This window comes from Arthrobacter saudimassiliensis (assembly GCF_059090665.1).
Genome location: NZ_JBNHFX010000001.1, coordinates 478,187 through 503,457 on the forward strand (window position 1 = coordinate 478,187; position 25,271 = coordinate 503,457).

The following is a 25,271-nucleotide window of genomic DNA, read 5'->3' on the forward strand; positions in this document are numbered from 1 at the left end:
GGACTAAGCGTCGGCGAGGACCTTGGTCACGCTCGGGTCCACGGCGATGCCGGGGCCGAAGGTGGTGGTCACGGTGGCCTTCTGGATGTAGCGTCCCTTGGCCGCGGACGGCTTCAGGCGGAGCACTTCCTCCAGGGCGGCAGCGTAGTTCTCGGCCAGCTTCTGGGCGTCGAACGAGGTCTTGCCGATGATGAAGTGCAGGTTCGAGTGCTTGTCGACGCGGAAGTCGATCTTGCCGCCCTTGATGTCGGAGACAGCCTTGGCGACGTTGGGGGTCACCGTGCCGGTCTTCGGGTTCGGCATCAGGTTACGCGGGCCGAGCACGCGGCCCAGGCGGCCGACCTTGCCCATCATGTCCGGGGTGGCGACGGCGGCGTCGAAGTCGGTCCAGCCGGCGGCGACCTTCTCGATCATGTCGTCGGAGCCCACGAAGTCGGCGCCGGCGGCCAGGGCCGCTTCAGCCTTCTCGCCGGTGGCGAAGACCAGGACGCGGGCGGTCTTGCCGGTGCCGTTGGGCAGGTTGACCGTGCCGCGGATCATCTGGTCGGCCTTGCGGGGGTCGACGCCCAGGCGGAAGGCGACCTCGACGGTGGCGTCGGTCTTCGAAGGGTTGGTTTCCTTCGCCAGGGCTACGGCCTCAACCGGTGCGTACAGCTTGTCCGCATCGATCTTGGCCACAGCCGCTTCATATGCTTTGCTGCGCTTTGCCATCTGCTTTTTCTCCTTGTGCAGTTGTGGTCTGTCGGACCGCGCCGGGCCCTGCCACGTGCCGCCCTGCGGCGGCGTTTCGGTTGGTGTCCGCTTGGAGGCGGACGGTTGCCGCGGAAGCGGCGGAGGGGTATTAGCCCTCGACGGTGATGCCCATGGAACGGGCGGTGCCGGCGATGATCTTGGCCGCGGCCTGGACATCGTTGGCGTTCAGATCTTCCATCTTGGTGGCGGCGATCTCGTCGACCTGCGCCTGGGTCAGCTTGGCGACCTTGACGGTGTGCGGAGTGGCGGAGCCCTTCGCAACGCCCGCAGCCTTCTTGATCAGCTCAGCGGCCGGCGGGGTCTTGGTGATGAAGGTGAACGAACGGTCCTCGTAGACCGTGATCTCCACCGGGATGACGTTTCCGCGCTGGGATTCCGTGGCGGCGTTGTACGCCTTGCAGAACTCCATGATGTTGACACCGTGCTGGCCAAGCGCAGGACCGATCGGAGGAGCCGGGTTGGCGGCGCCTGCCTGGATCTGCAGCTTGATGAGGCCGGTGACCTTTTTCTTGGGGGCCATGAAAGGGTCCTTCTCTTCATTTTGTTCCCGGAGGACAGGAGCGTCCGGCCGGGTTGGTGGCCGCCGTGGCGCGGCGGCCGAACGCCGCCCGCGGGTAAAGCACTCCCTCGGGCGGCGAAGTCTTCGACTACTGGATCTTGGTGACCTGGCTGAAGGACAGGGTCACCGGGGTCTCACGCTCGAAGATGGTCACGAGGACCACCAGCTGCTGGGACTCCGGCTTGATCTCCGAGATCGTAGCGGGGAGGGTCTCGAACGGTCCGTCGTTGACGGTGACGGACTCGCCGACCTCGAAGTCTACGGTCACGGCGCTGGCCTGGGCCTTCGCGGCGGCCTTGCCTGCCTCGGCCTTCGGCTTGGCGATGGTGTGCTCCAGCATGGAGAACACCTCGTTGAGGCTCAGCGGGACCGGGTTGTGGGCGTTGCCCACGAAGCCGGTGACGCCGGGCGTGTGGCGGACGACGCCCCAGGACTCGTCGGTGAGCTCCATGCGGACCAGGACGTAACCCGGGATGCGCACCCGGTTCACGATCTTGCGCGTGGTGTTCTTGATCTCGACGACTTCCTCCATCGGGACCTGGATTTCGAAGATCTGCTCTTCCATGTCCAGGGTCTGGATGCGGGTCTCGAGGTTGGCCTTCACGCGGTTTTCGTAGCCGGCGTAGGAGTGGATGACATACCAGTCACCCTCCTGGCGGCGGAGCTTCGCCTTGAAGGCGACGGCGGGATCCTCTTCCTCGGGCTCGGCGGCCGCCTCGGCGGTGTCCTCACCCTCGTCCGGTTCGCCGGCGTCGGCCTGGCCCTCGGCGTCCTCGCCGGTCGCGTCGACGACGGTCTCCTCGGCGGTGTCGCCTGCGGCGGCCTCGTCGATGGCAGCGGCCACCTCGGGCTCGGCGTCAAGGCCGGCGTGGCCCTCGTTCGTCTGTGCTTCGAGTTCCTGCTCGGACACGTAGATTCCTGCTTTCTGCTTCAGAGCTCCGAATTTGTCACCAGCTCAGGGCCTCGGGCGTCTCTCCGGGCCTGGCGGACAGGGTCGGCTAGCTTTCGCCGCCGCCCGAGCCGAAGATCCACAGAGCCCCCGTGCCAAAGACAAAGTCCAGTGCCGTCACGATGAGCATCATGACGACCACGAAGGCCAGGACGACGAGCGTGTACCGCAGCAGTTCCGCGCGGGTCGGCGTAACGACCTTCTTCAGTTCAGCGATGACCTGGCGCAGGAAGAGTGCGATCGACGCGAAGAAGCCCCGCTTCCCGGGCTCTCTGGAGGGGCGCCCCTTCGAGCTGCTGGCAGCCGTTTCGGTCACCTTCCGCCTCACTCTGTGTCGGTTCACAGCCCCAGCACGAGCGCTGATGACTGCTGCTGCATGTTGGACTGCGAATGCTGCCTCGTCGACAGCCGTGCGCAGGGCAGACAGGACTCGAACCTGCAACCTGCGGTTTTGGAGACCGCTGCGCTACCAATTGCGCCACTACCCTTTGGAGGAAACCACTCTACCGCCTGCACCTGCCGTTCGGCGAACCGGGCGGATTACCCCGGTTTCGCCTGTCCTGCGGGCACAGGTCAGTGGATGTCTTTTCGCACCGCTCATCCACTTTACGCACTTTTTCCCGCCACGTCGAACCGGCCTCCCGGCAGGCGCCGGTTTGTGGCGTCCGGGGGCAGCGCCGCCCGCCCTGCGAGTGGTGTGCGCCGCCGCACAGACCTAAGCTGGAACCGGCCCGGACCGCCTGTCCGGAACCGCACCACCAAGCACCTGCTCCAGCACAGACGGGAACGCAATGCCATCCACCGGGCGCATCTCACAGCGCATCGCCGCCATCACCGAATCCGCCACTTTGGCCGTGGACGCCAAGGCCAAGGCGCTGAAGGCCGCGGGGCGCCCCGTGATCGGCTTCGGAGCGGGAGAGCCGGATTTCCCCACCCCCGGCTACATCGTGGAGGCGGCCGTGGCGGCCGCCCGGGAAGCCCGCTTCCATCGGTACTCCCCCGCCGGAGGCCTGCCGGAGCTGAAGCAGGCCATTGCCGAAAAGACCCGCCGGGACTCCGGCTACGAGGTGGATCCGGCGCAGGTGCTGGTCACCAACGGAGGCAAGCAGGCCGTCTACGAAGCCTTCGCGACGCTCCTGGATCCGGGTGACGAGGTCCTCGTGCCCACTCCGTACTGGACCACTTACCCGGAGGCCATCCGGCTGGCCGGCGGCGTTCCCGTCGAGGTCTTCGCCGGTCCGGAGCAGGGCTACATGGTCACCGTGGAGCAGCTTGACCAGGCGCGCACCGACCGCACCAAGGTCCTGCTGTTCGTCTCCCCCTCGAACCCCACCGGTGCCGTCTATCCTCCCGACCAGGTTGCCGAGATCGGCATGTGGGCCGCGGACCACGGGCTGTGGGTGATCACCGACGAGATCTACGAGCATCTGACGTATGACGGCGTGCCGTTCACCTCCATCGCCACCCGCTCCCCCGAGCTGGGCGACAAGGTCGTGGTGCTCAACGGCGTCGCCAAGACGTATGCAATGACCGGCTGGCGGGTCGGTTGGATGATCGCCGCGAACGACGTCGTCAAGGCTGCGACCAACCTGCAGTCTCACCTGTCCTCGAATGTCTCCAACGTGTCCCAGATGGCGGCGCTGGCAGCCGTGTCCGGGCCGCTGGCCGAGGTGGAGGAGATGAAGCTCGCCTTCGACCGCCGGCGCCGGGCGATGGTGACGGCCCTGAACAGCATCGACGGCGTGGACTGCCCCGTTCCGCAGGGCGCGTTCTACGCCTATCCCGACGTGCGCGGGCTGCTCGGCCGGGAGTTTCCGGCCGCTGCGGGCCCGGTGCGCCCGCAGACCTCGGCCGAACTGGCGGCGCTGATCCTGGACGAGGCGGAGGTCGCCGTCGTACCGGGTGAGGCGTTCGGCCCGTCCGGTTTCCTGCGCCTGTCCTACGCCCTCGGCGACGACGACCTGGCGACGGGCATGCAGCGGCTGCAGGACTACCTCGGCCGCGGCCGGTAGTCCCGCAGCCCCGAACATCCCCGCAGCAGCACAAAGCCCCGGCCGTTGAGGCGGACCGGGGCTTTGTGCTGCCTGCCCTCCGGGGAAAGGCCCCGGAGGGCAGGCCCGGCCCGGGTCAGAGCAGCCGCCGGGCGGCCGCCCATCGGGTGAGCTCGTGCCGCGAAGAGAGCTGGAGCTTGCGCAGGACGGCGGAGACATGCGTTTCGACCGTCTTGACGGAGATGAACAGTTCCTTGGCGGTCTCCTTGTAGCTGTAGCCCCGGGCGATCAGCCGCATCACTTCCAGCTCGCGGGCCGAGAGCCGGTCCAGCTCATCGGCGGCCGCGGGGGCAGGGGCGGTGCCGAAGGCATCGAGCACGAAGCCCGCCAGCCGCGGCGAAAAAACGGCGTCGCCCTCCGCGACCCTGGCCACGGCATCGGAGATCTCGGCTCCGGACACGGTCTTGGTCACGTAGCCGCGGGCGCCGGCGCGGATGACCGTGACGACGTCCTCCGCCGCATCGGACACGCTGAGCGCCAGGAATCGGGTGGCGGGCAGGAGGTCGGAGCAGGCAGCGATCACCTCGGCGCCGCCGCCGCCCGATCCGCCGGGCAGATGCACATCCAGCAGCACCACCCGGGGCCGGGCGGTGCGGATGGCCGCGACCGCCGACTCAACGGTGTCCGCCTCATCCACCACCCGGACCCGCCCGTCCAGGTCCGCCCGCAGGCCGGAGCGGAAAATGGCATGGTCGTCGACGACCACCACGCTGATCGGTTCCCCCGTGTTCACTTGTCCTCCGTCGTCGTACCGGTTCGAAATCCGCCTGCCGCAGGCCGCCCTGCGGCCGTCCTGCCGTCGGGTGCCGGCCGCCGGCCCTGTCCCGGGCCCGACGGCGGCTGGTCCTGTGCGGGGTCCGTCGGCGGGACCGTGACCGGCTGGCTGAGATGGACCTCGGTGCCTTCCGCCCCGCTCCTGATCCTCGCCTGGCCGCCATGGCGCCGCATCCGGCCCACGATCGATTCCCTGACGCCGAGGCGGTCCTCCGGGACGGTGTCCGGATCGAACCCGGTGCCCCGGTCCCGGATGAAGACCTCCAGCGTCTCCGGCCCGCACTCCAGGTAGACGGAGATCGGGCCGCCCGCGTGCTGCGCGGCGTTGAGCAGGGCGGCACGGGCGGCCTGGGCCAGCGCACCGGTGTCGGTGCCGGGCGCTTCCTCCCCCACGGCCACCACTTCCACCGGGTGCCCGTACGCGTCTTCGACCTCGGCCGCGATGGTGCCCAGGACGTCGGCCAGCCGTCCTGCGGTGCGGCTGCGGTCCGCGTACAGCCATTGCCGCAGTTCACGTTCCTGCGCGCGGGCCAGCCGGGTCACCTCGGCCTCCAAGCCGGCCCGGTTCTGGATCAGGGCAAGGGTCTGCAGCACGGAATCATGCAGATGCGCGGCGATTTCCGCCCGTTCCGCCTCGCGGATGCGCCCGGACCGTTCCCGCTGCAGCTCCCGCCAGTACTTAACGGCCCACGGAGCCAGCACCAGGGCCGCCCCGGCGACCACGGCCAGGGAGGCCAGCATGCCCGCCGCCAGCACGTCCCAGGTCATCGAGCCGGCCACTATCAGCAGCAGGCCGAAGATGGCCAGCAACAGTCCGAGGAGCAGCCGGACGAGTCCCGCGGCCCGGTTGGCGCCGACGCCCTGGACCAGTTCCGCCCGGCGGGTGGCATCAAGCTGGGACCAGGCGAGCACCGCGCCGCCCGCAACCGCCGCGACCGGGATCAGCATGCCCAGGTCGATGCCTGCCCCGAAGCGCTGGGCGATAACGGCCCCGGCCAGCAGCAGCAGCGCCGCTCCGATCAGGACATCCCGGTTCCCCAGGGCCGCCACCCGGCGGCCCGCCGATCCGCTGCCGGCCTGCTGGAGATAACGGGCGAAGTTCTCCGCCACGCTGCGCGGGTTGCGGCCGGCGCCGGCGGCCGACTCCTCGGCCGTCGGAACGCTCACCCACAGCCAGGCGTACAGGACCGCGCCGGCGCCGCCGGCCAGGGTCAGCGCCGCCATGCCTGCGCGCACCAGGCCCGGCTCCCAGCCGAGATGGGCGGCCAACCCGGCGCAGACTCCGGCCACGGGGGCGCGCGAAGGACGGACGAGGGGAGCTTTCACGTCTCCATCCAAGCACGCGCCGCGCCCCGGAGCGGGGTCACTTCGGTTCTTTGTCGAACGTTCAGGGCAGGTTCAGGGACGGTCTCAGGGACATCCCCGATGCGGCGGACACCTGCGCCCGGTTGACTGGTATCCATGAACGAATCCTCCGTGCCGGGAGCAGCCGGCACCCACGACTCCCCCTCCCCGGCAGGCGGCCGCCCCGCCGGTTCCCCGGGCCGGCCGCCGGCCGGCGCCTTCTTCGCCTGGCTGCGCGGGCTCGGCGTCGTGCGCTCGGAGAACCGGTGGATCGCCGGCGTCGCCGAGGGCATCGCCGTCCGGACCGGCCTTGATCCCGCACTGGTCCGCGGGCTGTTCATCGTGTTCGGACTCTTCGGCGTCGGGCTGCTGGCCTACGGCGTGGCCTGGGCCCTGCTTCCCGAACCGGACGGACGCATCCAGGTCGAGGAGGCGGCCGCCGGCCGCTGGAGCGCAGGCATGACCGGTGCCCTCGTCTTCTCGGTGCTGGGCCTGGGTGGTCCGGGGATCTCCTTCTGGGCCCGGGACGGCTGGCTGTCCGGCGCCTACTGGGGGGTCTTCTGGATCGCCGGCGTCATTGTGCTGGTGTACTGGCTCTCCACCCGGAACCGCCGTCCAGGCGAAGCCGACGGTGACCCGCCTGTGAACGGCTCCGCGGCCTCCGAGGGCGGGCACAGGGACCAGCACGGGAGAACCGACCCGGATGCCTCCGATGCCGGCCAGGCCCTGCCCGGGGTTTCCACCGGGACCTCCGCTTCCGCCGCCGACGCCGGTCCGGCCGGCCCGGACGTAGCCGCCGGCTACGGGGCGGCGGACTACGGTTACGGGGCCGCAGGTGACGCCGGCACCCGGAACGGTCGCGACGGCTGGGGAGCAGCCTATGGTCCGGCGGCGAGCGAGCCCGCTTCGGAAACCTGCTCGTCCACGCCTCCGGCGGGCTGGACCATGCTCCTGCTCGGGTCCGCCCTGCTGACGGCAGGCGTCCTGCTCGCCCTGGATTACACCGGCTCGCTGATGCTTGAGGAGCCGGCTGCCACCGCCCTCGCGGCGGCAGCCGGGGTCCTGGGCCTGGGGATCGTCGCGCTGGGCTGCCTCGGGCGGTCCTCAGGCCCGTCCGGAGCGCTCGCGGTCCTGGCCCTGGTCGGCGCCGCGGCCGCAGGCGGAAACCTGCTCCACTCAAATGTCGTGGTGGCCAACCAGTCGACCTGGACCGTGGACTCCGCCGGCAGGGCCGCCGACGGCTACACCGTGGCCGCAGCGCAGGGCAACCTGGACCTCACCGGCCTGTCGGACGAGCTGCGGGACGGCACGGTCACAGTGCCGGTGTCCGTTGCGGCCGGCGACGTGGCCATCCTCGTGCCCGACGACGTGCCGGTGAGCGTCCGCTCGGAGATGGTGCTCGGAAACGTGTCCCTTGAAGAGGGCGGCTCGCAGCAGACCTCCGCCGGCATCTGGACCGGCGGCGAGGAGAAGCGGCTCAATGCCGACGAAGAGGGCAGCCGGCTGGTCATTGAAGTCCAGGGCATCGTCAGCAACGTCCTGGTCACCACGAATGAAAGCGGGATCAACCGATGAGCAGCATGAACAGCGGGGGCTTCCTCCCCGATCCGGAGCACGTGCCGGGTGCCGGAACCGAAAGCGGCGGACTGCAGCCCGGGAACGGGCCTGCCCGGGAGCGCCGGCCGATGCGCGTGGGCACAATAGTCTGGGGCCTGGTCCTGATCTCCCTGGCTTCCCTCCTGCTGGCCGTGCGGGTGGCCGATGTGCAGCTGGACGCCGGGCTGGTGGCGTTGGGCCTGACCATCGGTGCGGGTACCGCACTGGTGGTCGGCGGGCTGTTGACAGCTGTGAACCGCCGGAGCTGATGCTCCGCAGCACACCGGACCGCGGCCGCCCGGCCCGGAACCGTCACGACGAACGCGGCTGCGGCCGCAGTTAGGAACTTCGCCTCCATGGACAGCTTCTTCAATTTCCTCCGCCGCTCCCCCATCCGCCGCGGCCGCGGCTGGCTCGGCGGGATCTGCGCCGGCATCGCCGCCTACTTCAGATGGGATGTGTCCCTGGTCCGGGTCGGTGTGCTGCTCAGCTTCCTGCTGCCGTTCATCGGAGTGGGAACGTACCTGGTGGCCTGGCTGCTGCTGCCCCGGTACGACGGCCGGATCCTCCTGGAAAGCATCGTGGGCCGCACGACGCGCCCCGGCCCGGGCCATTAGGCTCCGGATCAGTCGTACCGGCGCCGCCTGAGTCCTTCCCGCCGTTCCCGTGGCTAGAATGGCGGGAAGTCCGGCGCTTACGACAGCAGGGGTGTGCAGCATGAAGATCGGGATTCTGACCAGCGGCGGCGACTGCCCCGGCCTCAACGCGGTGATCCGCGGCGCGGTGCTCAAAGGCATCAAGGAGTATGACGGCGTCGAGTTCGTCGGGTTCCGCGACGGCTGGCGGGGCGTCGTCGACGGCGATGTCATGGATCTGCCCCGCCAGATGGTCCGCGGCATCTCGAAGCAGGGCGGCACCATCCTGGGCACTTCACGCACCAACCCCTTTGAAGGCCCCAACGGCGGGCCGGAGAACATCAAGGCCACCCTGGACCGGCTGGGCATCGATGCGATCATCGCGATCGGCGGTGAAGGCACGCTCGCGGCCGCCCAGCGCCTGACCGACGCCGGACTGCAGATCGTCGGCGTGCCCAAGACGGTGGACAACGACCTCGACGCCACCGATTACACCTTCGGCTTCGACACCGCCGTGCAGATCGCCACCGAGGCCTGCGACCGGCTGCGCACCACCGGCGAATCCCACCACCGCTGCATGGTGGCCGAGGTGATGGGCCGCCACGTGGGCTGGATTGCCCTGCATTCCGGCATGGCGGCCGGTGCACACGCCATCCTCATTCCCGAGCATCCCGCGAGCCTGGACCAGGTCGCGCAGTGGGTGAATGAGGCCTGGGCCCGTGGCCGCGCGCCGCTGGTGGTCGTGGCGGAGGGCTTCGTCACCACCGACATGGAAACCCCGCACTCCGAGCGCGGCCTGGACAGCTTCGGCCGCCCGCGGCTTGGCGGCATCGGCGAGCTGCTGGCGCCGGAGATCGAAGCCCGGACCGGCATCGAGACCCGCGCCACCGTGCTGGGGCACATCCAGCGCGGCGGGGTACCCACCGCGTACGACCGGGTGCTCGCGACCAGGCTGGGCATGGCCTCGGTGGATTCGGTGATGCAGGGGCTGTGGGGCACCATGGTTTCGCTGAGCGGTACCAACATCGTCAACGTCGGCTTTGAGAAGGCATTGGGCAACCTCAAGCGGGTTCCGCAGTCCCGCTACGAGGAAGCCGCGATCCTCTTCGGGTAGGCCGCGCACCCTGTGGGTTTCCCGTGACGGACAGCCTGCGGGTGTAGGTTGGCACCTATGGATCTTGATCCGGGAACAATCGCCATCATCCAGCTGGCATGGTCCCGGGGCCTCGGCCTCGATGACGGTGCCCTCGCTGATGCCGACGCGAACGAGCGCATCTACCACGTCACCGCCGAACCGCGCCGGCTTTCCTTCGTCCGTCTGTTCGGGCGGGAGGTGTTCTGCGGGCCGGAGTGGGCCGCCGAGTACGTCCGGTCCAAATCGCTGTCGGAACTGACCCGCGGCTCCACCCTCATGCGGCTTTCGCACGACGTGGGCGGGCGGGCGCTGGGCACCGAGCTGCTGTACTTCGCAGATACGTTTCCCACCCTGTTCCCCGCCGAGGACTACGCGGTGGGCGAGGATCCCCTGCTGGTGAGCGCGCTTGAGCGGCTCTGCCCGCCCGACGACGTTTCCGAGGCCGGACTGAGCGCGCGGGACTCGGTGTTCGCCCTGGTCGATGACTCCGCCGGGGAGGAACGGGTCCTGTCCGGGGCCGGCTATTCGCTCAGCGAGGGGATCCTGGCGGACATGTCCGTCCTGACGGCGCCGGCCGTACGCCGCCGCGGACTGGGCAGCTACATCAGCGCGGTGGCTGTGGAGGATGCCATGGCGGCGGGCCTGATCCCTCAGTGGCGGGTGGAATCCGGAAATGTGGGCGCCGCCCGCACGGCCGTGAGCAGCGGATTCATAGCGGCCGGTCTGCGCGCCTCGGTCGCCCTGCCGGCAGCCTAGGCCTGCTCCGCCGGGCCGGCGCCCAGCAGGGCCGCCAGGTCCGGGCGGTTGAAGAACGCCGCCGCCTCGCGGGCGGAGGGCGTGCCGGCGTCGGGGTCCGCGCCGGCGGCAACCAGGACCTCCACGACCTCCGAGTACCCCTTGAACACCGCTCCGGCCAGGGGCGACTGGCCCCGGTCGTTGAGGGTGTCCGGATCGGCGCCGCGGCGCAGCAGCAGCTCCACCAGCGGCGCATGGCCATGGTACGCGGCGAGCATCAGCAGGGTGTCACCGGTCGAGCTGGTGAGGTTCACCGGAACGCCGGCGTCGAGGTAGGGCACCAGAACGGAGGCATGGCCGGCGCGTGCGGCGTCGAACAGGCGTGCCGCCAGCTCCAGCATCTGCTCATCTTCGTTCGGGCCGCCGGCGGGGACCCGGGCCCCGGTGTCCGGATGCTCACTCATTGATCGGTCCTCTCCTCACCGCGCCGTTCCGGCGGCGGTTTCCGCGTGCCGCCCGTCCGGGCGGGCTGCTGTCCCTGCGCTTACCAGTTTCGCACGACGGTCAGCGCGGCGTGCGGACCCCGCGCAGCAGCCCGGCGGGGCGCCCGACCACCTGTCCGGCGTCGGGAGCGACAATCAGTTCCTGGGCGGCGGCGTAGATCTCCTCACCGTCACGCACCTGGAGCGTGGCCGTCGGATCGGTGGACCGCTTGACCACGGCCAGCGCCACGGCGCCCATCTCGTAATGCTGGGCGGCGCTGGTCACCCGGCCGACGGTGCGCTCGCCGGCCACGACCTCGCTGCCAGCGGCGGGAAGGGTGTGCAGCGAACCGTCCAGCTGCAGGAACACCAGCCGCCGCGGCGGGTGGCCGAGGTTGTGGACGCGGGCCACGGTCTCCTGTCCCTTGTAACAGCCCTTGGACAGATGGACCGCCGTGCGGAGCAGGTCCAGCTCGTGCGGAATGGTCTTTTCATCGGTGTCGAGTCCCTGCCGGGGCCGCCACGCGGCGATCCGCAGCGCCTCCGCGGCCATGCTGCCGGCCAGCGGAAGCCCGGCGGCCTCCACCGAGCTCTCCAGCCTGTCCGCCGGCACCAGATACTCGTGCCAGCTGCGCTCGTGGCCGGGATGGGATTCCTCCGCCACCGCAGTGTAGGCCCAGCCGCCCGGAGCGACCCGGGGCCAGGGATCCGTCCACATCAGCTCGTCCGACCAGGCTGGCACCTGAACGGTGCTGCCCAGGACGGCCCACCGGGCCGACACATCGGCGACCTCCACGCGGAGCATGAACTTCATGGACTCCAGCCACGCCGCAAGCGGCGCCGCGAGGTCCGGTTCGACGATCAGCCACGTCCGCTCGCCGTCGTCGAGCACCCGCGCCTGGTAATCGATGCGGCCCTGGACGCTGAGCAGCAGCAGTTCGGTGGAGGTGCCGGGGGCCAGGCCGGTGAGCTGCTGGGAGGACAGCGTATGCAGCCAGCTGAGCCGATCCGGACCGGCCACGGTCACCACACCGAGGTGGGACAGGTCGACCACGGCCTGCCCCGCGGCAAGGGCACGCTGTTCGGGCAGGGGGCGGCCGTAGTGGGCCGCGACGCCGGCGTCGGGGCCGGAGGCCTCAACGGCGCCGGGGCGGGAAAGCAGGGGGCTGGAGTACGTCATAACAGGTCCAACGCTCCGGTGCGTCCGGGTAATCCCGACTCAGGCCTGCTTCTTCAGGATGGCGGAGGCGTGCGCCTTCAGGGACTCGCCTTCGGCGGCGGTGTCCCAGCGCCAGTAGAGGTCGCCGTTGACCAGCCCGAAGATGCGCGTCGCAGCCGAATACTCCTTGGAGTTCTGCCCACGCATCACCAGGTCGGTGGTGAGCTGGATCTGCGGGCCCTTGATCTGCCCGTAATACAGCTCCGCGATGCCGCCGGGGTGCACGATCGTGGCGGTGATGTCGAACCCGCCGTTGTCGTTGCGCAGGGCTTCGACCTCGTCGGCGCTGCGCAGCGCCGGGACGATGTCTCCGGGCACCAGGCCCGGGCCGGCGTCGGCCTCGTTGAGCGGACGGTCCAGCGCCCAGAACCCGGTCTCCACGGCCAGCGGACGCAGGAAGGTGCCTTCCTCGTCGGTGAGCCAGCTTTCGGCGGTGTACTGCAGGTACGGCAGCCCGTTCTGGCTGAACGTCACCCGCTGTCCGAAGTGCTCGGAGTCGGCTTCGCCTTCGCCCAGGCGCCCGGCACCCTCCCAGGTGCCCAGCAGCCAGGACAGGGGAACCAGTTCGGGCGTCAGATCGGTGGGGATTTCCATGGGCATTGCTGATCCGTCCCTTCGGTCGTTCGCGCCGCGCAGGCGCCGTTATGCGGTTGTCCGGCCCGCAGGCGGGGCGCAGGGGAAGAAGGTTACTTCTGTCCCTTGTACAGCCGGGAGATGACGAGCCCGGCGAAGCCGGCCATACCCAGGCCGGCGAGACCCAGCAGGACGATGAAGAAGATTTCGAGAGCAAGAAGCGACATGCCTACATCCTAGCGTGGAGTTGGAGCGGACCCGTTGCCTGTGACACGCGCCCGCAGGAGAGTGCAGGTCCCGGGGCGGTCCCGGGAGTGCATGGTCAGGGCAGCAGCAGCCGGCTCAGGAAGTAGGTGCCCGCACCCAGCACCAGCACCGGTCCGAGCGCGACGGCCACCTTGCCGCCCAGGTTCAGGGCCTCGTCCCGGGAAAGCACCAGCCGGCGCACCGCCATGATGACGGCTGCGCTCACGGCGCCGAGAACGGCGCAGGGCAGCAGTACGGAGGAATCCAGCAGGACCGCGGCCAGCCCGGAGGCGATGGCCCCGGCCAGCACCCCCAGCGGAGCCAGCATCCGGTCCGGAAGGGGGATCATGGCCGCCGCGAGGGCCACCAGCGCTCCGGCGGCGCCGGCCACCGCGGCCAGCGGTTCGCCGTCGGCCAGGTGCGGCAGCCGGTCCAGGGCGACCCAGCCGGAGCCCAGGACAACGACGAGGGCCCCGGAAACGGCGCCGATGGTCGATTCCAGCCGGTGCGCCTGTCCGGTGCCGCGCAGCAGCTGGATCAGGAAGATCGCGCCGACTCCCACGGCGGCGGCGGCCGGCATCCAGGACATCAGCGAGGTGGGCGGGGCGAAGGCCGCCCCGGCGACGGAACCGACTCCGACGAGGGCCAGGGCGGCGCCCTGGCTCTTCCGGGCGGGAATGTCGAGCAGATGCGGCCAGGCCAGCCCGACGGCGGCCGCGGCGGCGGCGCTGACGCCTGCCACCGCCCATTCATTCCAGAAGGATGCGGCAACGACCGCGACGAGGGCAGCGGCCGTCCCCAGTGCCAGGCTCCAGTATTTCACCCTAGCCATCCTGCCTTATGACGCGGATGGGTCGAAAGCTACGGGGCATCCGACCCGGCGTGGGTATACTTTCAACCACTCTCAGGCCGGCGAGGACCGGGCTCAGACAGTGCCCGACGATGTGCGCCCCGACTCTTGGAGGACCTATGTCGCACATACTGCTCTTGACCAACGGTTCCGGCCCGTCCGTCGAAGTCCTGCCCGCCCTGGAACTGCTCAACCACCAGGTGCACGTGGTGCCCGCGGAACCCACTGCGCTGCTGGATACCGATCCCTGCGACGCCGTCCTCGTCGATGCACGCCGCGACCTCGTCGGGGCGCGTTCCCTCACCCAGCTGCTCAAGGCCACCGGCCTGAGCACCCCGCTGATGCTGGTGCTCACCGAAGGCGGCATGGCGGCCGTGGCGGCGAACTGGCAGGCCGACGACGTGATCCTTGACAGCGCCGGCCCCGCGGAGCTGGAAGCCCGGCTGCGGCTGCTCATCGCCCGTGCCACCGCCGCCGCCAGCGACACCGGTACCGAGATCCATGCCTCCGGCGTCGTCATTGACGAGGCCTCGTACACGGCCCGCGTCAACGGCACGGCCCTGAACCTCACCTACAAGGAGTTCGAGCTCCTGAAGTACCTGGCCCAGCACCCGGGCAGGGTCTTCACCCGGGACCAGCTGCTGCACGAGGTCTGGGGCTATGACTACTACGGCGGCACGCGCACGGTGGACGTCCACGTGCGGCGGCTGCGCGCCAAGCTGGGCCCGGACCACGAGAACCTGATCGGCACCGTGCGCAACGTCGGCTACCGGTTCGCCCGGCCGCGCCTGACGGAGGATCCCGTGAGCAGCGCAGGCCGCGACGCCAAGGGCTGATCCCGCCGCTGCCCGGCGGCCTGTCGCCTCCGACGCCGCCCGCGCTAGGCTGCTGCAATGAGCGAGCCGACTGCCACCAATGATCTGACCAACTGGCCCGTGGAGGAATCCGCCGGAGCGCCCGCACCCGAGCTCCTGCAGGAGGTACTTCGGCTGGCGGAGGATTCCCGGGAGGCGGACGGAAACCCGCCCTTCTCCGAGCAGACCCTGCTGGACCTGCGCTCCCCCGACTTCCATGGGCACCTGTTCGTCTGCCGTCCCGACGACGGCGGACGGCCCTCCGGTGCGCCTTTGGCCGGCGCCGCCGTCCTCGTCCCCGGCGGGGACGGCCCGGCCGTGGCGGAGCTGGCCGTGCACCCGGCCTACCGGAGCAAGGGCGCCGGAACCGCACTCGCCTCGGCCGTGCTGGCGACCGGGGCGGCCCCCCAGGCCTGGTCCCACGGAAACCATGAAGCGGCAGGACAGCTGGCCGCACGGTTCGGCTACACTCCGGTCCGCGAACTGTGGAAGATGCGCCTGACCCGGTCCTCCCTGACGGAACCGCTGCCCGCGCCGGTCCTGCCGCCCGGGACGGCCCTGCGCGCCTTCGAGCCCGGCCGCGACGAGGAGGCCTGGCTGGCCGCCAACGCCGCGGCATTCGCGCACCACCCGGAGCAGGGCAGCCTCACCCGTGCGGACCTGGATGCCCGCATGGCCGAGGACTGGTTCGACCCGGCCGGCTTCCTGCTGGCCGTGCGGGAGGACGACGGCGCGCTGCTCGGCTTCCACTGGACCAAGGTGCACGCAGGCTCCGCCGGACATCCCGACGTCGGCGAGGTGTACGTGGTGGGAGTGGTGCCCGATGCTCAGGGCACAGGGCTCGGAAAGGCGCTGACGCTGGCCGGGATCGACCACCTGCACCGGGCGGGACTGGAGTCGATCATGCTGTACGTGGACGCCGACAACGCGCCCGCCGTCGCCCTCTACCGCCGCCTCGGGTTCGTGCGCTGGGACGTCGACGTGATGTACGCGAAGCAGTAACCGTCCACCGAACCGCGTCGCTTGTAATGTTGAGGTGAGGGCCGCACGGCCCGGGCCTCCGCGCCCCGGGCCGTGCCGGCCATGCCGCCAGCAGTCAGGAGAAAAGATGGACTCCGATATCGCCGCCGACGCGCGGTCGGGCTTCGGCTCGGCCGATGCGATGTCAGCGCCGCGTGCCACCCAGGACCGCATCGACCTGCCCGACTTCGGGCCGGCCCTGCTGCCCAGCGGGGACATCACCCCCGAGCGGTTCCTCGACCGCGAGATCAGCTGGCTGCATTTCAACGCCCGGGTGCTCGAGCTCGCCGAGGATCCGGACCTCTACCTGCTGGAGCGGGTCAACTTCCTGTCGATCTTCGCGTCCAACCTGGACGAGTTCTTTATGGTGCGGGTTGCCGGGCTGAAGCGGCGCATCGCCACTGGGCTGGCCGTTCCCTCCGCCGCCGGGCTGAGCCCGGTGGAACAGCTGGAGGAGATCATGGAGGCCGGCTACCGGCTGCAGCAGCGGCACGCCGACGTCTTCGCCAAGCAGATCCGCCCCGCCCTGGCCCGTGAGCAGATCTACCTGGTCAGCTGGGACGAGCTCGACGACGCGTCCAAGGCGTATCTGCACCGGCAGTTCGCCTCCAAGGTCTTCCCCATCCTGACGCCGCTCGCAGTGGATCCGGCCCACCCGTTCCCCTATATCTCCGGGCTCTCGCTGAACCTGGCCGTGGTGGTGCGCAACCCGGTCAGCGGCAAGGAGTTCTTCGCCCGGGTCAAGGTGCCGGACCAGCTGCCCCGGCTGGTGTCGGTCGACGGCGCCCGGGCCGGCAACGTGGCCGGGCGCACCGCGCGGTTCATTCCGCTGGAGGACGTGATCGCCGAGCACCTCGACCAGCTCTTCCCCGGCATGGACGTCGTCGAACACCACACCTTCCGGGTGACCCGCAACGAGGACCTGGAGGTGGAGGAGGACGACGCCGAGAACCTCCTGCAGGCCCTCGAGAAGGAGCTGCTGCGGCGCCGCTTCGGCCCGCCCGTGCGCCTGGAGGTCACCACCGACATCAACCCGAGCATCCGCGAGCTGCTGGTCCGTGAGCTCGGCGTGGAGGAGGACGAGGTCTACGCGCTGCCGGCGCCGCTGGACCTGCGCGGGCTCTCCCGGATCAGCGACATCGACCGGGCGGACCTGCACTATCCCAAGCACGTGCCGCACACCAGCACGCACCTGAAGGAATCCGAAACCTCGAAGCCGGCAAACGTGTTCGCCGCGATGCGCCGCCGCGACATCCTGCTGCACCATCCCTACGATTCGTTCTCGACGTCGGTGCAGGCGTTCCTGGAGCAGGCCGCCGCGGACCCCCGCGTGCAGGCCATCAAGCAGACCCTCTACCGCACCTCCGGCGACTCCCCCATCGTCGATGCGCTGATCGACGCCGCGGAGTCCGGCAAGCAGGTCCTGGCCCTGGTGGAGATCAAGGCGCGCTTCGACGAGCAGGCCAACATTTCCTGGGCGCGGAAGCTGGAGCAGGCCGGCGTGCACGTGGTCTACGGCATCGTGGGCCTCAAGACGCACTGCAAGCTCTCCCTGGTGGTGCGCCAGGAAGTGGACGGGCTGCGCCGCTACTGCCACATCGGCACCGGCAACTACCACCCCCGCACGGCCCGGTACTACGAGGACCTGGGCCTGCTGACCGCCAACGAGCAGGTCGGCGAGGACCTGACGAAGCTGTTCAACCAGCTTTCCGGCTACGCGCCGAAGTCGACGTTCAAGCGCCTGCTGGTGGCACCGCGCTCCGTCCGCTCCGGGCTCATCGACCGGATCGAGCGCGAGATCGCGAACCGGAAGGCCGGCCTCGACGCGCGGGTGATCATCAAGGTCAACTCCATGGTCGATGAGGCGATCATCGATTCCCTCTACCGAGCTTCCCAGGCCGGGGTAAAGGTGGACGTCATCGTCCGCGGCATCTGCTCGGTGCGTCCCGGCGTGCCCGGGCTGAGCGAGAACATCACCGTACGCTCCATCCTCGGCCGGTTCCTGGAGCACTCACGGGTCTTCGCCTTTGCGAACGGCGGGGATCCGGTGGTGTACATCGGCTCCGCGGACATGATGCACCGCAACCTGGACCGCCGGGTGGAGGCGCTGGTGCAGCTGCGCGCGAAGGAGGACATCGACGAGCTGATCGAGCTGATGGACCGGTACCTGGATCCGGGCACCTCCAGCTGGCACCTGGACGAGAAGGGCATCTGGACCCGGCACCACAAGGACCCCGACGGCACTCCGCTCAGCGACGTCCAGTCCTGGCTGCTGGCCCAGCATTCCCGGCAGCGCACCGGAAGCCGCCGGTGACCGTCGAACCCCGGCAGCAGCCGGAACCGGGCACCGCCGCCCCCGCGGCCGCGGACGACGTCCCGCTGGCTCCCGTGCCCGCAGCCGGCCCGGAGCCCCTCGGCGGGGAGCCGAAGGTCGTGGCTGCGGGTGCGCTGTGCTGGCGTATCCGGGACGGGGCGCTGCAGGTGCTGCTCATCCACCGCCCCCGGTACGACGACTGGTCCTGGCCGAAGGGCAAGCTCGACGCCGGTGAGACCACCCCCGAGTGCGCCGTGCGGGAGGTCAGCGAGGAAGTGGGCCTGCAGATCCGGCTGGGCGTTCCCCTGCCCTCGACCCGTTACCTCGTGGGCTCCGGGCTGAAGGTGGTGCACTACTGGGCGGCCAAGGTTGAGCGCGGACGGCCCGAACCGGACGGCAGGGAAGTCGATGAGGCACGGTGGCAGGATCCGGGCAGCGCCCGGACCCTGCTGACGAACCCGACCGACCGGGAACCGCTGGACGCCCTAGTCCGGGCGTTCGACGCCGGCCGGCTGGACACCTTTCCGCTGATCATCGTGCGCCACGCCAAGGCCAAGCCGCGTTCCGCCTGGTCACGGGCCGAGGGCGACCGGCCGCTGGTGGCAACCGGGCTGCGCCAGGCCAAGGCCGTGTCGCGGCTGCTGCTGGCATGGCGGCCCGGGCGGGTGCTGACCAGCCCGTGGGTGCGCTGCGTGCAGACGGTGCGCCCCTACGTGAAGTCCGAGAACCCGCGGTTCAAGACCGTGGACGCGGTGACCGAGCACAATGCCCGGCGCAAACCGGGCAAGGCCCGTGCCGCCGTCGAGTCCCTGTTCGACAAGGGCAAGCCGGTGGTGCTGTGTACCCACCGGCCGGTGCTGCCGCTGGTCTTCGAGGTCCTGGCCGGGCACATGCCCGCGGACATGGCCGAAGGGCTGCCGAAGAAGGACCCGTATCTGGCGCCCGGTGAGGCAGTGATCTGCCAGGTCAGCCGGCGGGACCCGTCCACGGTCCTCTCCCTGGAGCAGTACAGGGCCTTCGACGACTGAGCTTAGCGAAGCCTATCCGTCCTTTCGCTGGACGCGGCCGCTGCCTAGGGTGAAGCCATGAGCTCCTTTAATGACCTTCTTGACGCCCAGATCGGCAACGAATTCGCCGCCTCCCAGCAGTATGCCGCCATGGCGGTGTATTTCGACGGGCAGGACCTTCCCCAACTGGCCCGCCACTTCTACCGCCAGTCCGTGGAGGAACGCAACCACGCGATGATGCTGGTCCAGTACATGCTGGACCGGGACCTGCCCGTGCGCATTCCGGGCATCCCGGAGGTCCGCAACGACTTCGGCGACGTCGTGGAGCCGATCGCCATGGCTTTGGAGCAGGAGAAGCAGGTGACCTCCCAGATCGAGGCCCTGTTTGCCGCCGCCCGCGCCGAAGGCGACGCCCTGGGCGAACAGTTCATGCTGTGGTTCCTGAAGGAGCAGGTGGAGGAGGTGGCCTCGATGAGCACGCTGCTGACGGTGGCGCGCCGGGCCGAGAACCTCTTTGACCTGGAAAACTTCATGGCCCGCGAGGCCGTGGGCGACGGCGGCGAGGACCCGGGAGCACCGGAAGCTGCAGGCGGCGCCCTGTAGACCCGTCCGGGCCCCGGCGGCCCGCCGGCGGCATCACCCCCTTGACCTCCCCTCGTTTGTGGCAAATGATTGACACATTGATACATTGCCGTTGCTTCAGAGGCTGGGGGGCCGATGCCGACATTCTTCGCCACGGTGCTGGGCGCGCTGTTCTGGGCCGCCGTGCTCGCCGTGACCGTCGCGGCCGTGCGGCCGCGTGCCGGAACTGATGCGGCTGCCGTAGCGTCAGCAGCCGATCGGTACAGCCGTCGGATCGGACTCGCCGGCCTGGTGGCTGCAGGCTGGCTCCAGATGTTGGTGCCCGGCCTGCAGTCCGGCGGCCCGGGCTTCCCGGCCTTGTGGTTCAACGGCCACTTCAGCTGGAACTCGTCCCTGCTCCAGCTGGGCGTCCCTGTCATAACCGCCCTGGCCATCCTTGCCGTCGGTGAGGTCACCTGGCCCCGGCCCAGGGGATCCGTGCGTTCCGCCGGACTCCGGCGCCGGAGCGCGGCAGGGTACGTCCCTCGTTACATGGGCGTGGTGTTCGCCCTCCTGGCCGCCGTGGACCTGGTGTTCCTGCTGCTGACGGCGTTCCTGCCGCCCGCCGGGCCGAAACCGCTGCTGCTGATCGGCTGGGGGCCGTGGCTGGTGCTCACCGTCATCGGAACGGCGGCCCTGTTGAAACTCATCGCCGTCCGGGGAACCGTTCCCGGCGCAGCGGAGGATGTGGACGAAGCCCTGCGGCGGGCGTCCGCCCACCGCGCACTTCGGGTGGGGTCCCTGCTGTGCCTCCTGCTGCTCTGGAACGCAGGCGTCTTCTACTCGAACTACCCGTGGCCCGCTGCGGAAACAGGCGTCCCGGTGTTCTCCGGGGTCATGGCGGGCCTCGCCCTGATCCTGACCCCGCTGGCCGGGATCCTGCTGCTCCGCCGCGCCCCCGCCGTGCCCCTGGCCGGCGCTGGCCACGGAACCGGATCCGGCCAGGCACCCGGGCAGCCCGCGAACGGTTCCGCGGCGCAGGGTTTCGGGCCGGCGGAGCAGACGCCCACGGCCGTCCGGGCTGTGCAGATCAGCCTGACTACGGGAGTCATCGGCCCGGCCCTGGCTTACGTTGCCGTGATCGCGGTGGTCGCACTTGGACCGGACCGTGCTGCCTCCTGGGCTGCGGTACCCGGCGCGGCTGCCGGCGCCTACCTGGCAGGATGGCTCACGGGCGCCCTCCGCCTCGGCAGGTTGGCCGGCGCAGGGCACGCGGCGGCAGACCCGCCGGCCGGGACACCGGCAGCCGGCGGGGCCTGGGCACAGGGCGCAGGTCCCGGTGCCGGGCACCGCGACCCACAGGCAGCGGAGCGTTCGTTCACGGCTCCGCCGCGGTGGCTGTCATGGATTACGGCGGCGGCAGGCGTCGCCGTACTCGGCCTGGCCTGCGCCGCTGTGCTCCTTGAACCGCACGTGCGTGCCGCCCGTGAACAGTACTATTCCCCCCTCGGCCGGCCCGGAGCGATCCACGGCTTCCAGGATCCTTCCGCCACGACCATCCTGGTCCTTACCGTCGTCCTCGTCCCGCTGCTGTGCCTGCTCTGCCGTCGCATCGAGGAACGGCGGCCGATCCTTCATGACGCGCCACTGACCGCCGCCCGCCTGCGCCGGGTGGCCCTGAGCCGGCTGGCACGCACCGCGGCCGCAGTGAACGTTGGCGCGCTGGGGATCCTGCTGGCCATGCTGGGCAACCAGCAGGAGTCGATGTACGCCGACGACGCGCGGCTTCCTCCACTGCTGGAATGGCTCGATCCTTTGCTCCAGGCTCTGGGAAGCGGTGCCACCGTGCTTTTCCTCGTGACGCTGGTGATCGTGTTCCGCCCCTTCGGCCCGTCCCATTTCGAGGGGCGGCCCGCGGCACCGGCGCCGCCGGCGGGCAGGCCGGGGGCGGTTCCGTGAGTGCCCGCATCAGCATCAACCTCGCTTCCCCCATCCCCCCGTACGAGCAGATCCGGCTGCAGGTGGTGCAGCTCGCAGCCGCCGGGGTTCTCCGGCCCGGCGACCGCCTGCCGACCATCCGGATGCTGGCCGCCGATCTGGGTGTGGCCCCCGGCACTGTGGGCCGGGCGTACCGGGAGCTGGAAGCCGAGGGCGTCGTGGCCGCCATGCGCCGCCGCGGCACGGTGGTGACCGCGGTGCCTGCGGACACGAAGCCGCCCACGGCGGACCTGGAGGCTGCCATTGCGGCGGCGGCGCAGCTCGGCCGGGCGCTCGAGGTTCCCGACGAAACGCTGCTGGCCATGTTCCGGCGGGCGCTGGGCCCGCAGGGCACCCGCCCCCTGACGCCTTCGCCGGAGGCGCCATGACCGGCCGGCCCGGGGACCGCCGTGCCCGACGGGCAGGCCCCCGGCAGCCCTCCAGCTTCCTGAACTAGACTGTCCGGGTGAGCATTCCTACCCCGTACGAAGACCTGCTGCGCGACGTGTTGGCGAACGGAACGCAGAAGTCCGACCGCACCGGCACCGGCACCCGCAGCGTGTTCGGCCGGCAGATGCGCTTTGACCTCGCGGAGTCCTTTCCGCTGATCACCACCAAGCGCGTGCACTTCAAGTCCGTGGCCCTGGAGCTGCTCTGGTTCCTGCGCGGAGACTCCAACGTCCGGTGGCTGCAGGAGCGCGGCGTGAGCATCTGGGACGAGTGGGCCGACGACGACGGCGAGCTGGGCCCCGTCTACGGTGTGCAGTGGCGCTCCTGGCCCACCCCCGACGGCGGGCAGATCGACCAGATCGCCAAGCTCATCGACGGCATCCGCAGCAACCCGGACTCGCGCCGGCACATCGTCACCGCCTGGAACCCGGCCGAAGTGGACAACATGGCGCTGCCGCCGTGCCACGCCATGTTCCAGTTCTACGTCGCCGACGGGCGGCTCTCCTGCCAGCTCTACCAGCGCTCCGCCGATCTGTTCCTCGGCGTGCCGTTCAACATCGCCTCCTACGCCCTGCTCACCCTGATGGTGGCCCAGCAGACCGGTCTGGAGCCCGGCGAGTTCGTGTGGACCGGCGGCGACGTGCACATCTACGACAACCACATGGACCAGGTCCACGAGCAGCTGACGCGGGAGCCGTTCCCGTACCCGCAGCTGCGCCTGGCCCGGCGCCCGGAGAGCATCTTCGACTACCGGCTGGAGGACTTCGAGGTCCTCAACTACCGGCACCACCCCGGCATCAAGGCCCCGATCGCGGTCTGAAAGGACTATCCGTGCCCACTGAACCCACACGTTTCTTTCCCGTGCCCGCCGGGGACCAGGCAGACGACTTCACCCTGGCCGACGCCCTCGCCCGCGAGGGTGAGCCGGTACCCAGCCCCGTCATCGGCATGATCTGGGCGCAGACGGCCGACGGCGTCATCGGAGCCGGCGGCGGCATGCCCTGGCACCTGCCCGAGGACCTCGCCCACTTCAAGGCCGTGACCGAGGGCCACCCCGTCATCATGGGCCGGCGCACCTGGGAGTCCTTCCCGGAGCAGTACCGCCCGCTGCCGGGGCGGACCAACATCGTGGTCTCGTCCTCCCCTGCCCTGGGGACGGAACTGGACGGCCGGGCCGTCGTCGTCGATTCCGTGGACAAGGCGCTGGACACCGCCTGGCAGAGCCCGGGCGGCGACGAGATCTGGCTCATCGGAGGGTCCGCCCTCTTTGAAGAGACGGCAGCGCTGGCGCACGTCGCCGTCGTCACCGTCATCGACACGACCGCTGAGGGGGACACCTTCGCCCCGCGGCTGGGCCCGGACTGGACTTTCGTCGGTGTCAATCCCGCCAGCGGCTGGCACACCTCCGCGAACGGCCTGAACTACCGGTTCGCCCTGTGGACCAGGGCCGGGCAGGACGCCGCCGAATAGGCAGGCCGGCCGGGCCGGCGGAACCTCTGCCGGTCCGCCGCCGACCCTCTGCCCGCAGCGTACAGAGACGTAACCGACAGACCGGATGCGGGCCGCTGGCCTAGAATGGTCCGCATGACTTCTGCAGCTTCCTCCGTGCCCACCGCAGGCTTCGTCGGCTGGCGGGGCATGGTCGGCTCCGTCCTCATGCAGCGCATGCAGGACGAAGGCGACTTTGACCGGATCAACCCGGTGTTCTTCTCCACCTCCAACGCCGGCGGCGCCGCTCCGGCCTTCGCCGACGGCGCGGGCCCGCTGCAGGACGCCTATGACATCGAGACGCTGGCGAAGCTGCCGATCATCGTCACCGCCCAGGGCGGTGACTACACCGCCGAGGTGTTCCCGAAGCTGCGCGATGCCGGCTGGGACGGGCTGTGGATCGATGCCGCCTCCACGCTGCGGATGGACGACAGCGCCATCATCGTGCTGGATCCGGTCAACCGCGACGTGATCGACGCCGGCCTCGCCGCCGGAGTCAAGAACTTCGTGGGCGGCAACTGCACCGTCTCCTGCATGCTGATGGGCCTGGGCGGCCTGTTCCGCAACGGCCTGGTCGAGTGGGGCACCTCCATGACCTACCAGGCCGCGTCCGGCGGCGGCGCCCGGCACATGCGCGAGCTGCTCAACCAGTTCGGGTCGCTTAACTCGGCCGTGGCCGCGAACCTGGCGGATCCGGCGTCGGCCATCCTCGAAATCGACCGGGCGGTGCTGGCGCAGCAGAAGGATCCCGGCATGGACTCCTCCCAGTTCGGCGTGCCGCTGGCCGGTTCCGTCATCCCGTGGATTGACGCGGACCTGGGCAACGGGCAGTCCAAGGAGGAATGGAAGGGCGGAGCCGAGACCAACAAGATCCTCGGCCGCGGCTCCGACACCCGGATCCCCTTTGACGGGCTGTGCGTGCGGATCGGTGCCATGCGCTCGCATTCCCAGGCGCTGACCCTCAAGCTCACCGAGGACCTGTCCGTCGCGGAGATCGAGCGGATCATCGACGCCGACAACCAGTGGGCCAAGGTCGTGCCGAACACCAAGGAGGCGACCATGGAGCAGCTGACCCCGGTGGCCGTCACGGGCACCTTGGACATCCCCGTGGGCCGCATCCGCAAGCTCGAGATGGGCCCGGAGTACATCAGCGCCTTCACCATCGGTGACCAGCTGCTCTGGGGCGCCGCCGAGCCGCTGCGCCGCATGCTGCGGATCGCGACCGGAACCCTGTAGGTCGGTTTCATCTGGCGTCTCAATGCCAAAGCCCGTCGCTGCACAGCAGCGGCGGGCTTTCGCTTTCCCTGCCGACGGTGAAGGGTTCTCCGGGACAGCAACCGTGTCGCATAGACTGCCGGCAGGAGCCGGACCCTCCGGCACCTGCTGAACGCGTACCCGGGGGACGATGTGAAGGCAACGATTCTGCTCATCGCCGCAGGCCTGCTGGCCCTGGCCGGAACCTCAGCCTGGCTGGTCGCCAGCCCTGAAGGAAGCCGGCTGCTGCCTGCACTGCTGTCCGGATTGATTGTCTTTGCGGGAGCCGTCGCTTCAGGATGGCTCAGCCGCCGACGCCGGTCGGCAGCAGCTCGGCACGGCGGCCGCGCCCGCTGAGGATCCCGGGCCTGACCTGAGGATTCCCGACCCGGACCGCCGCCCCACGACAGACCTCAGGCGGGACCGCAGCGCAGGCGGGAGCGGG

Annotated in this window: 27 protein-coding genes and 1 tRNA gene; 17 read left to right on the forward strand and 11 right to left on the reverse strand. The window is 70.1% G+C overall.

The window, feature by feature from the left end; translation table 11 throughout:
* Nucleotides 1–3: 3 nt before the first annotated feature.
* The 5 genes from rplA to AC5RV6_RS02170 form a co-directional block, all read right to left on the reverse strand.
* On the reverse strand, nt 4–711 hold the full coding sequence (gene rplA / locus AC5RV6_RS02150; RefSeq protein ID WP_494005634.1) for a 50S ribosomal protein L1: 708 nt from the start codon (nt 709–711) through the stop codon (nt 4–6).
* A gap of 130 nt (nt 712–841) precedes the next feature.
* Complete coding sequence (gene rplK / locus AC5RV6_RS02155) at nt 842–1,273, reverse strand: 50S ribosomal protein L11 (protein ID WP_494005635.1); 432 nt, start codon at nt 1,271–1,273, stop codon at nt 842–844.
* 127 nt (nt 1,274–1,400) lie between these two features.
* Nucleotides 1,401–2,222: a transcription termination/antitermination protein NusG gene (gene nusG / locus AC5RV6_RS02160; RefSeq protein ID WP_494005636.1), complete on the reverse strand. Its 822-nt coding sequence runs from the start codon at nt 2,220–2,222 to the stop codon at nt 1,401–1,403.
* 88 nt (nt 2,223–2,310) lie between these two features.
* Complete coding sequence (gene secE, locus AC5RV6_RS02165; protein WP_494005637.1) at nt 2,311–2,577, reverse strand: preprotein translocase subunit SecE; 267 nt, start codon at nt 2,575–2,577, stop codon at nt 2,311–2,313.
* Nucleotides 2,578–2,676: 99 nt separating this feature from the next.
* Nucleotides 2,677–2,749 (reverse strand) — tRNA-Trp (locus tag AC5RV6_RS02170).
* A 303-nt stretch (nt 2,750–3,052) separates the two neighbouring features.
* On the opposite strand from AC5RV6_RS02170, the gene AC5RV6_RS02175 reads away from it, so the two are divergent.
* A complete protein-coding gene (locus AC5RV6_RS02175) occupies nt 3,053–4,273 on the forward strand; it encodes a pyridoxal phosphate-dependent aminotransferase (protein ID WP_494005638.1) in 1,221 nt (406 codons plus the stop codon).
* A gap of 115 nt (nt 4,274–4,388) precedes the next feature.
* Here the strand turns inward: AC5RV6_RS02175 and AC5RV6_RS02180 are convergent, their stop codons facing one another.
* Both AC5RV6_RS02180 and AC5RV6_RS02185 read right to left on the reverse strand, forming a co-directional pair.
* Nucleotides 4,389–5,045 (reverse strand): LuxR C-terminal-related transcriptional regulator, encoded by a 657-nt coding sequence (locus tag AC5RV6_RS02180; protein WP_494005639.1) that lies wholly within the window; start codon nt 5,043–5,045, stop codon nt 4,389–4,391.
* On the reverse strand, nt 5,042–6,412 hold the full coding sequence (locus AC5RV6_RS02185) for an ATP-binding protein (protein ID WP_494005640.1): 1,371 nt from the start codon (nt 6,410–6,412) through the stop codon (nt 5,042–5,044). Before AC5RV6_RS02185 ends, AC5RV6_RS02180 begins: the two co-directional genes overlap by 4 nt.
* Nucleotides 6,413–6,547: 135 nt before the next feature.
* On the opposite strand from AC5RV6_RS02185, the gene AC5RV6_RS02190 reads away from it, so the two are divergent.
* The 5 genes from AC5RV6_RS02190 to AC5RV6_RS02210 all read left to right on the forward strand — a co-directional run bounded on the left by AC5RV6_RS02190 (nt 6,548) and on the right by AC5RV6_RS02210 (nt 10,552).
* Nucleotides 6,548–8,005, forward strand: a complete 1,458-nt coding sequence (locus AC5RV6_RS02190; RefSeq protein ID WP_494005641.1) for a PspC domain-containing protein — start codon at nt 6,548–6,550, stop codon at nt 8,003–8,005.
* Nucleotides 8,002–8,295, forward strand: coding sequence for a hypothetical protein (locus tag AC5RV6_RS02195; protein ID WP_494005642.1), 294 nt, complete (start codon nt 8,002–8,004; stop codon nt 8,293–8,295). The genes AC5RV6_RS02190 and AC5RV6_RS02195 overlap by 4 nt, the downstream gene beginning before the upstream one ends.
* 87 nt (nt 8,296–8,382) lie before the next feature.
* Nucleotides 8,383–8,643, forward strand: a complete 261-nt coding sequence (locus tag AC5RV6_RS02200) for a PspC domain-containing protein (protein WP_494005643.1) — start codon at nt 8,383–8,385, stop codon at nt 8,641–8,643.
* Nucleotides 8,644–8,743: 100 nt separating this feature from the next.
* Nucleotides 8,744–9,775, forward strand: coding sequence for a 6-phosphofructokinase (locus AC5RV6_RS02205; RefSeq protein ID WP_494005644.1), 1,032 nt, complete (start codon nt 8,744–8,746; stop codon nt 9,773–9,775).
* A gap of 57 nt (nt 9,776–9,832) precedes the next feature.
* Nucleotides 9,833–10,552, forward strand: coding sequence for a GNAT family N-acetyltransferase (locus AC5RV6_RS02210; RefSeq protein WP_494005645.1), 720 nt, complete (start codon nt 9,833–9,835; stop codon nt 10,550–10,552).
* Here AC5RV6_RS02210 and AC5RV6_RS02215 read toward each other — a convergent pair.
* From AC5RV6_RS02215 to AC5RV6_RS02230, 4 genes are all read right to left on the reverse strand, one after another.
* Nucleotides 10,549–10,995: an ankyrin repeat domain-containing protein gene (locus AC5RV6_RS02215; protein ID WP_494005646.1), complete on the reverse strand. Its 447-nt coding sequence runs from the start codon at nt 10,993–10,995 to the stop codon at nt 10,549–10,551. The two genes, AC5RV6_RS02210 and AC5RV6_RS02215, sit on opposite strands and share 4 nt — an antisense overlap.
* Before the next feature lie 100 nt (nt 10,996–11,095).
* Nucleotides 11,096–12,193 carry a CAF17-like 4Fe-4S cluster assembly/insertion protein YgfZ gene (gene ygfZ, locus AC5RV6_RS02220; RefSeq protein WP_494005647.1) on the reverse strand — a complete coding sequence of 366 codons (1,098 nt, stop codon included), beginning with the start codon at nt 12,191–12,193 and terminating at the stop codon, nt 11,096–11,098.
* A gap of 39 nt (nt 12,194–12,232) precedes the next feature.
* Nucleotides 12,233–12,832: a heme-binding beta-barrel domain-containing protein gene (locus AC5RV6_RS02225; protein ID WP_494005648.1), complete on the reverse strand. Its 600-nt coding sequence runs from the start codon at nt 12,830–12,832 to the stop codon at nt 12,233–12,235.
* A 295-nt stretch (nt 12,833–13,127) separates the two neighbouring features.
* Nucleotides 13,128–13,874, reverse strand: a complete 747-nt coding sequence (locus AC5RV6_RS02230; RefSeq protein WP_494005649.1) for a hypothetical protein — start codon at nt 13,872–13,874, stop codon at nt 13,128–13,130.
* Between the two features lie 146 nt (nt 13,875–14,020).
* Between AC5RV6_RS02230 and AC5RV6_RS02235 the strand changes: the two genes are divergently transcribed.
* The 11 genes from AC5RV6_RS02235 (at nt 14,021) to AC5RV6_RS02285 (ending at nt 25,183) form a co-directional block, all read left to right on the forward strand.
* Entirely contained in the window at nt 14,021–14,737 is a 717-nt protein-coding gene (locus AC5RV6_RS02235) for a winged helix-turn-helix transcriptional regulator (RefSeq protein ID WP_494005650.1), read from the forward strand.
* 57 nt (nt 14,738–14,794) lie between these two features.
* Nucleotides 14,795–15,757, forward strand: coding sequence for a mycothiol synthase (gene mshD / locus AC5RV6_RS02240; RefSeq protein ID WP_494005651.1), 963 nt, complete (start codon nt 14,795–14,797; stop codon nt 15,755–15,757).
* A gap of 106 nt (nt 15,758–15,863) precedes the next feature.
* Nucleotides 15,864–18,089 carry an RNA degradosome polyphosphate kinase gene (locus AC5RV6_RS02245; RefSeq protein ID WP_494005652.1) on the forward strand — a complete coding sequence of 742 codons (2,226 nt, stop codon included), beginning with the start codon at nt 15,864–15,866 and terminating at the stop codon, nt 18,087–18,089.
* A gap of 65 nt (nt 18,090–18,154) precedes the next feature.
* A complete protein-coding gene (locus tag AC5RV6_RS02250) occupies nt 18,155–19,117 on the forward strand; it encodes an NUDIX hydrolase (RefSeq protein WP_494006608.1) in 963 nt (320 codons plus the stop codon).
* Between the two features lie 57 nt (nt 19,118–19,174).
* On the forward strand, nt 19,175–19,699 hold the full coding sequence (locus AC5RV6_RS02255; RefSeq protein ID WP_494005653.1) for a ferritin: 525 nt from the start codon (nt 19,175–19,177) through the stop codon (nt 19,697–19,699).
* A 114-nt stretch (nt 19,700–19,813) separates the two neighbouring features.
* Nucleotides 19,814–21,616, forward strand: coding sequence for a hypothetical protein (locus tag AC5RV6_RS02260; protein ID WP_494005654.1), 1,803 nt, complete (start codon nt 19,814–19,816; stop codon nt 21,614–21,616).
* Nucleotides 21,613–22,023, forward strand: coding sequence for a GntR family transcriptional regulator (locus AC5RV6_RS02265; RefSeq protein WP_494005655.1), 411 nt, complete (start codon nt 21,613–21,615; stop codon nt 22,021–22,023). Before AC5RV6_RS02260 ends, AC5RV6_RS02265 begins: the two co-directional genes overlap by 4 nt.
* Nucleotides 22,024–22,100: 77 nt before the next feature.
* A complete protein-coding gene (locus tag AC5RV6_RS02270) occupies nt 22,101–22,904 on the forward strand; it encodes a thymidylate synthase (protein WP_494005656.1) in 804 nt (267 codons plus the stop codon).
* Nucleotides 22,905–22,915: 11 nt separating this feature from the next.
* A complete protein-coding gene (locus tag AC5RV6_RS02275) occupies nt 22,916–23,554 on the forward strand; it encodes a dihydrofolate reductase (protein ID WP_494005657.1) in 639 nt (212 codons plus the stop codon).
* 114 nt (nt 23,555–23,668) lie between these two features.
* The gene (gene asd, locus AC5RV6_RS02280; RefSeq protein WP_494005658.1) at nt 23,669–24,808 is read left to right on the forward strand and encodes an aspartate-semialdehyde dehydrogenase; all 1,140 of its coding nucleotides are present in this window, start codon (nt 23,669–23,671) and stop codon (nt 24,806–24,808) included.
* Between the two features lie 171 nt (nt 24,809–24,979).
* Nucleotides 24,980–25,183 carry a hypothetical protein gene (locus AC5RV6_RS02285; RefSeq protein WP_494005659.1) on the forward strand — a complete coding sequence of 68 codons (204 nt, stop codon included), beginning with the start codon at nt 24,980–24,982 and terminating at the stop codon, nt 25,181–25,183.
* The last annotated feature ends 88 nt before the right edge of the window (nt 25,184–25,271 follow it).

Excerpts from the sequence above, each read along its gene's own strand:
- AC5RV6_RS02260 (WP_494005654.1), top strand. The coding sequence starts at position 19,814 with ATGCCGACATTCTTCGCCACGGTGCTGGGCGCGCTGTTCTGGGCCGCC.
- AC5RV6_RS02195 (WP_494005642.1), top strand. The coding sequence starts at position 8,002 with ATGAGCAGCATGAACAGCGGGGGCTTCCTCCCCGATCCGGAGCACGTG.
- AC5RV6_RS02210 (WP_494005645.1), top strand. The coding sequence starts at position 9,833 with ATGGATCTTGATCCGGGAACAATCGCCATCATCCAGCTGGCATGGTCC.
- asd (WP_494005658.1), top strand. The coding sequence starts at position 23,669 with ATGACTTCTGCAGCTTCCTCCGTGCCCACCGCAGGCTTCGTCGGCTGG.
- rplK (WP_494005635.1), bottom strand. The coding sequence starts at position 1,273 with ATGGCCCCCAAGAAAAAGGTCACCGGCCTCATCAAGCTGCAGATCCAG.
- rplA (WP_494005634.1), bottom strand. The coding sequence starts at position 711 with ATGGCAAAGCGCAGCAAAGCATATGAAGCGGCTGTGGCCAAGATCGAT.
- ygfZ (WP_494005647.1), bottom strand. The coding sequence starts at position 12,193 with ATGACGTACTCCAGCCCCCTGCTTTCCCGCCCCGGCGCCGTTGAGGCC.
- AC5RV6_RS02175 (WP_494005638.1), top strand. The coding sequence starts at position 3,053 with ATGCCATCCACCGGGCGCATCTCACAGCGCATCGCCGCCATCACCGAA.
- AC5RV6_RS02215 (WP_494005646.1), bottom strand. The coding sequence starts at position 10,995 with ATGAGTGAGCATCCGGACACCGGGGCCCGGGTCCCCGCCGGCGGCCCG.
- AC5RV6_RS02245 (WP_494005652.1), top strand. The coding sequence starts at position 15,864 with ATGGACTCCGATATCGCCGCCGACGCGCGGTCGGGCTTCGGCTCGGCC.
- AC5RV6_RS02235 (WP_494005650.1), top strand. The coding sequence starts at position 14,021 with ATGTCGCACATACTGCTCTTGACCAACGGTTCCGGCCCGTCCGTCGAA.
- mshD (WP_494005651.1), top strand. The coding sequence starts at position 14,795 with ATGAGCGAGCCGACTGCCACCAATGATCTGACCAACTGGCCCGTGGAG.
- AC5RV6_RS02200 (WP_494005643.1), top strand. The coding sequence starts at position 8,383 with ATGGACAGCTTCTTCAATTTCCTCCGCCGCTCCCCCATCCGCCGCGGC.
- AC5RV6_RS02190 (WP_494005641.1), top strand. The coding sequence starts at position 6,548 with ATGAACGAATCCTCCGTGCCGGGAGCAGCCGGCACCCACGACTCCCCC.
- AC5RV6_RS02205 (WP_494005644.1), top strand. The coding sequence starts at position 8,744 with ATGAAGATCGGGATTCTGACCAGCGGCGGCGACTGCCCCGGCCTCAAC.
- AC5RV6_RS02255 (WP_494005653.1), top strand. The coding sequence starts at position 19,175 with ATGAGCTCCTTTAATGACCTTCTTGACGCCCAGATCGGCAACGAATTC.
- AC5RV6_RS02225 (WP_494005648.1), bottom strand. The coding sequence starts at position 12,832 with ATGCCCATGGAAATCCCCACCGATCTGACGCCCGAACTGGTTCCCCTG.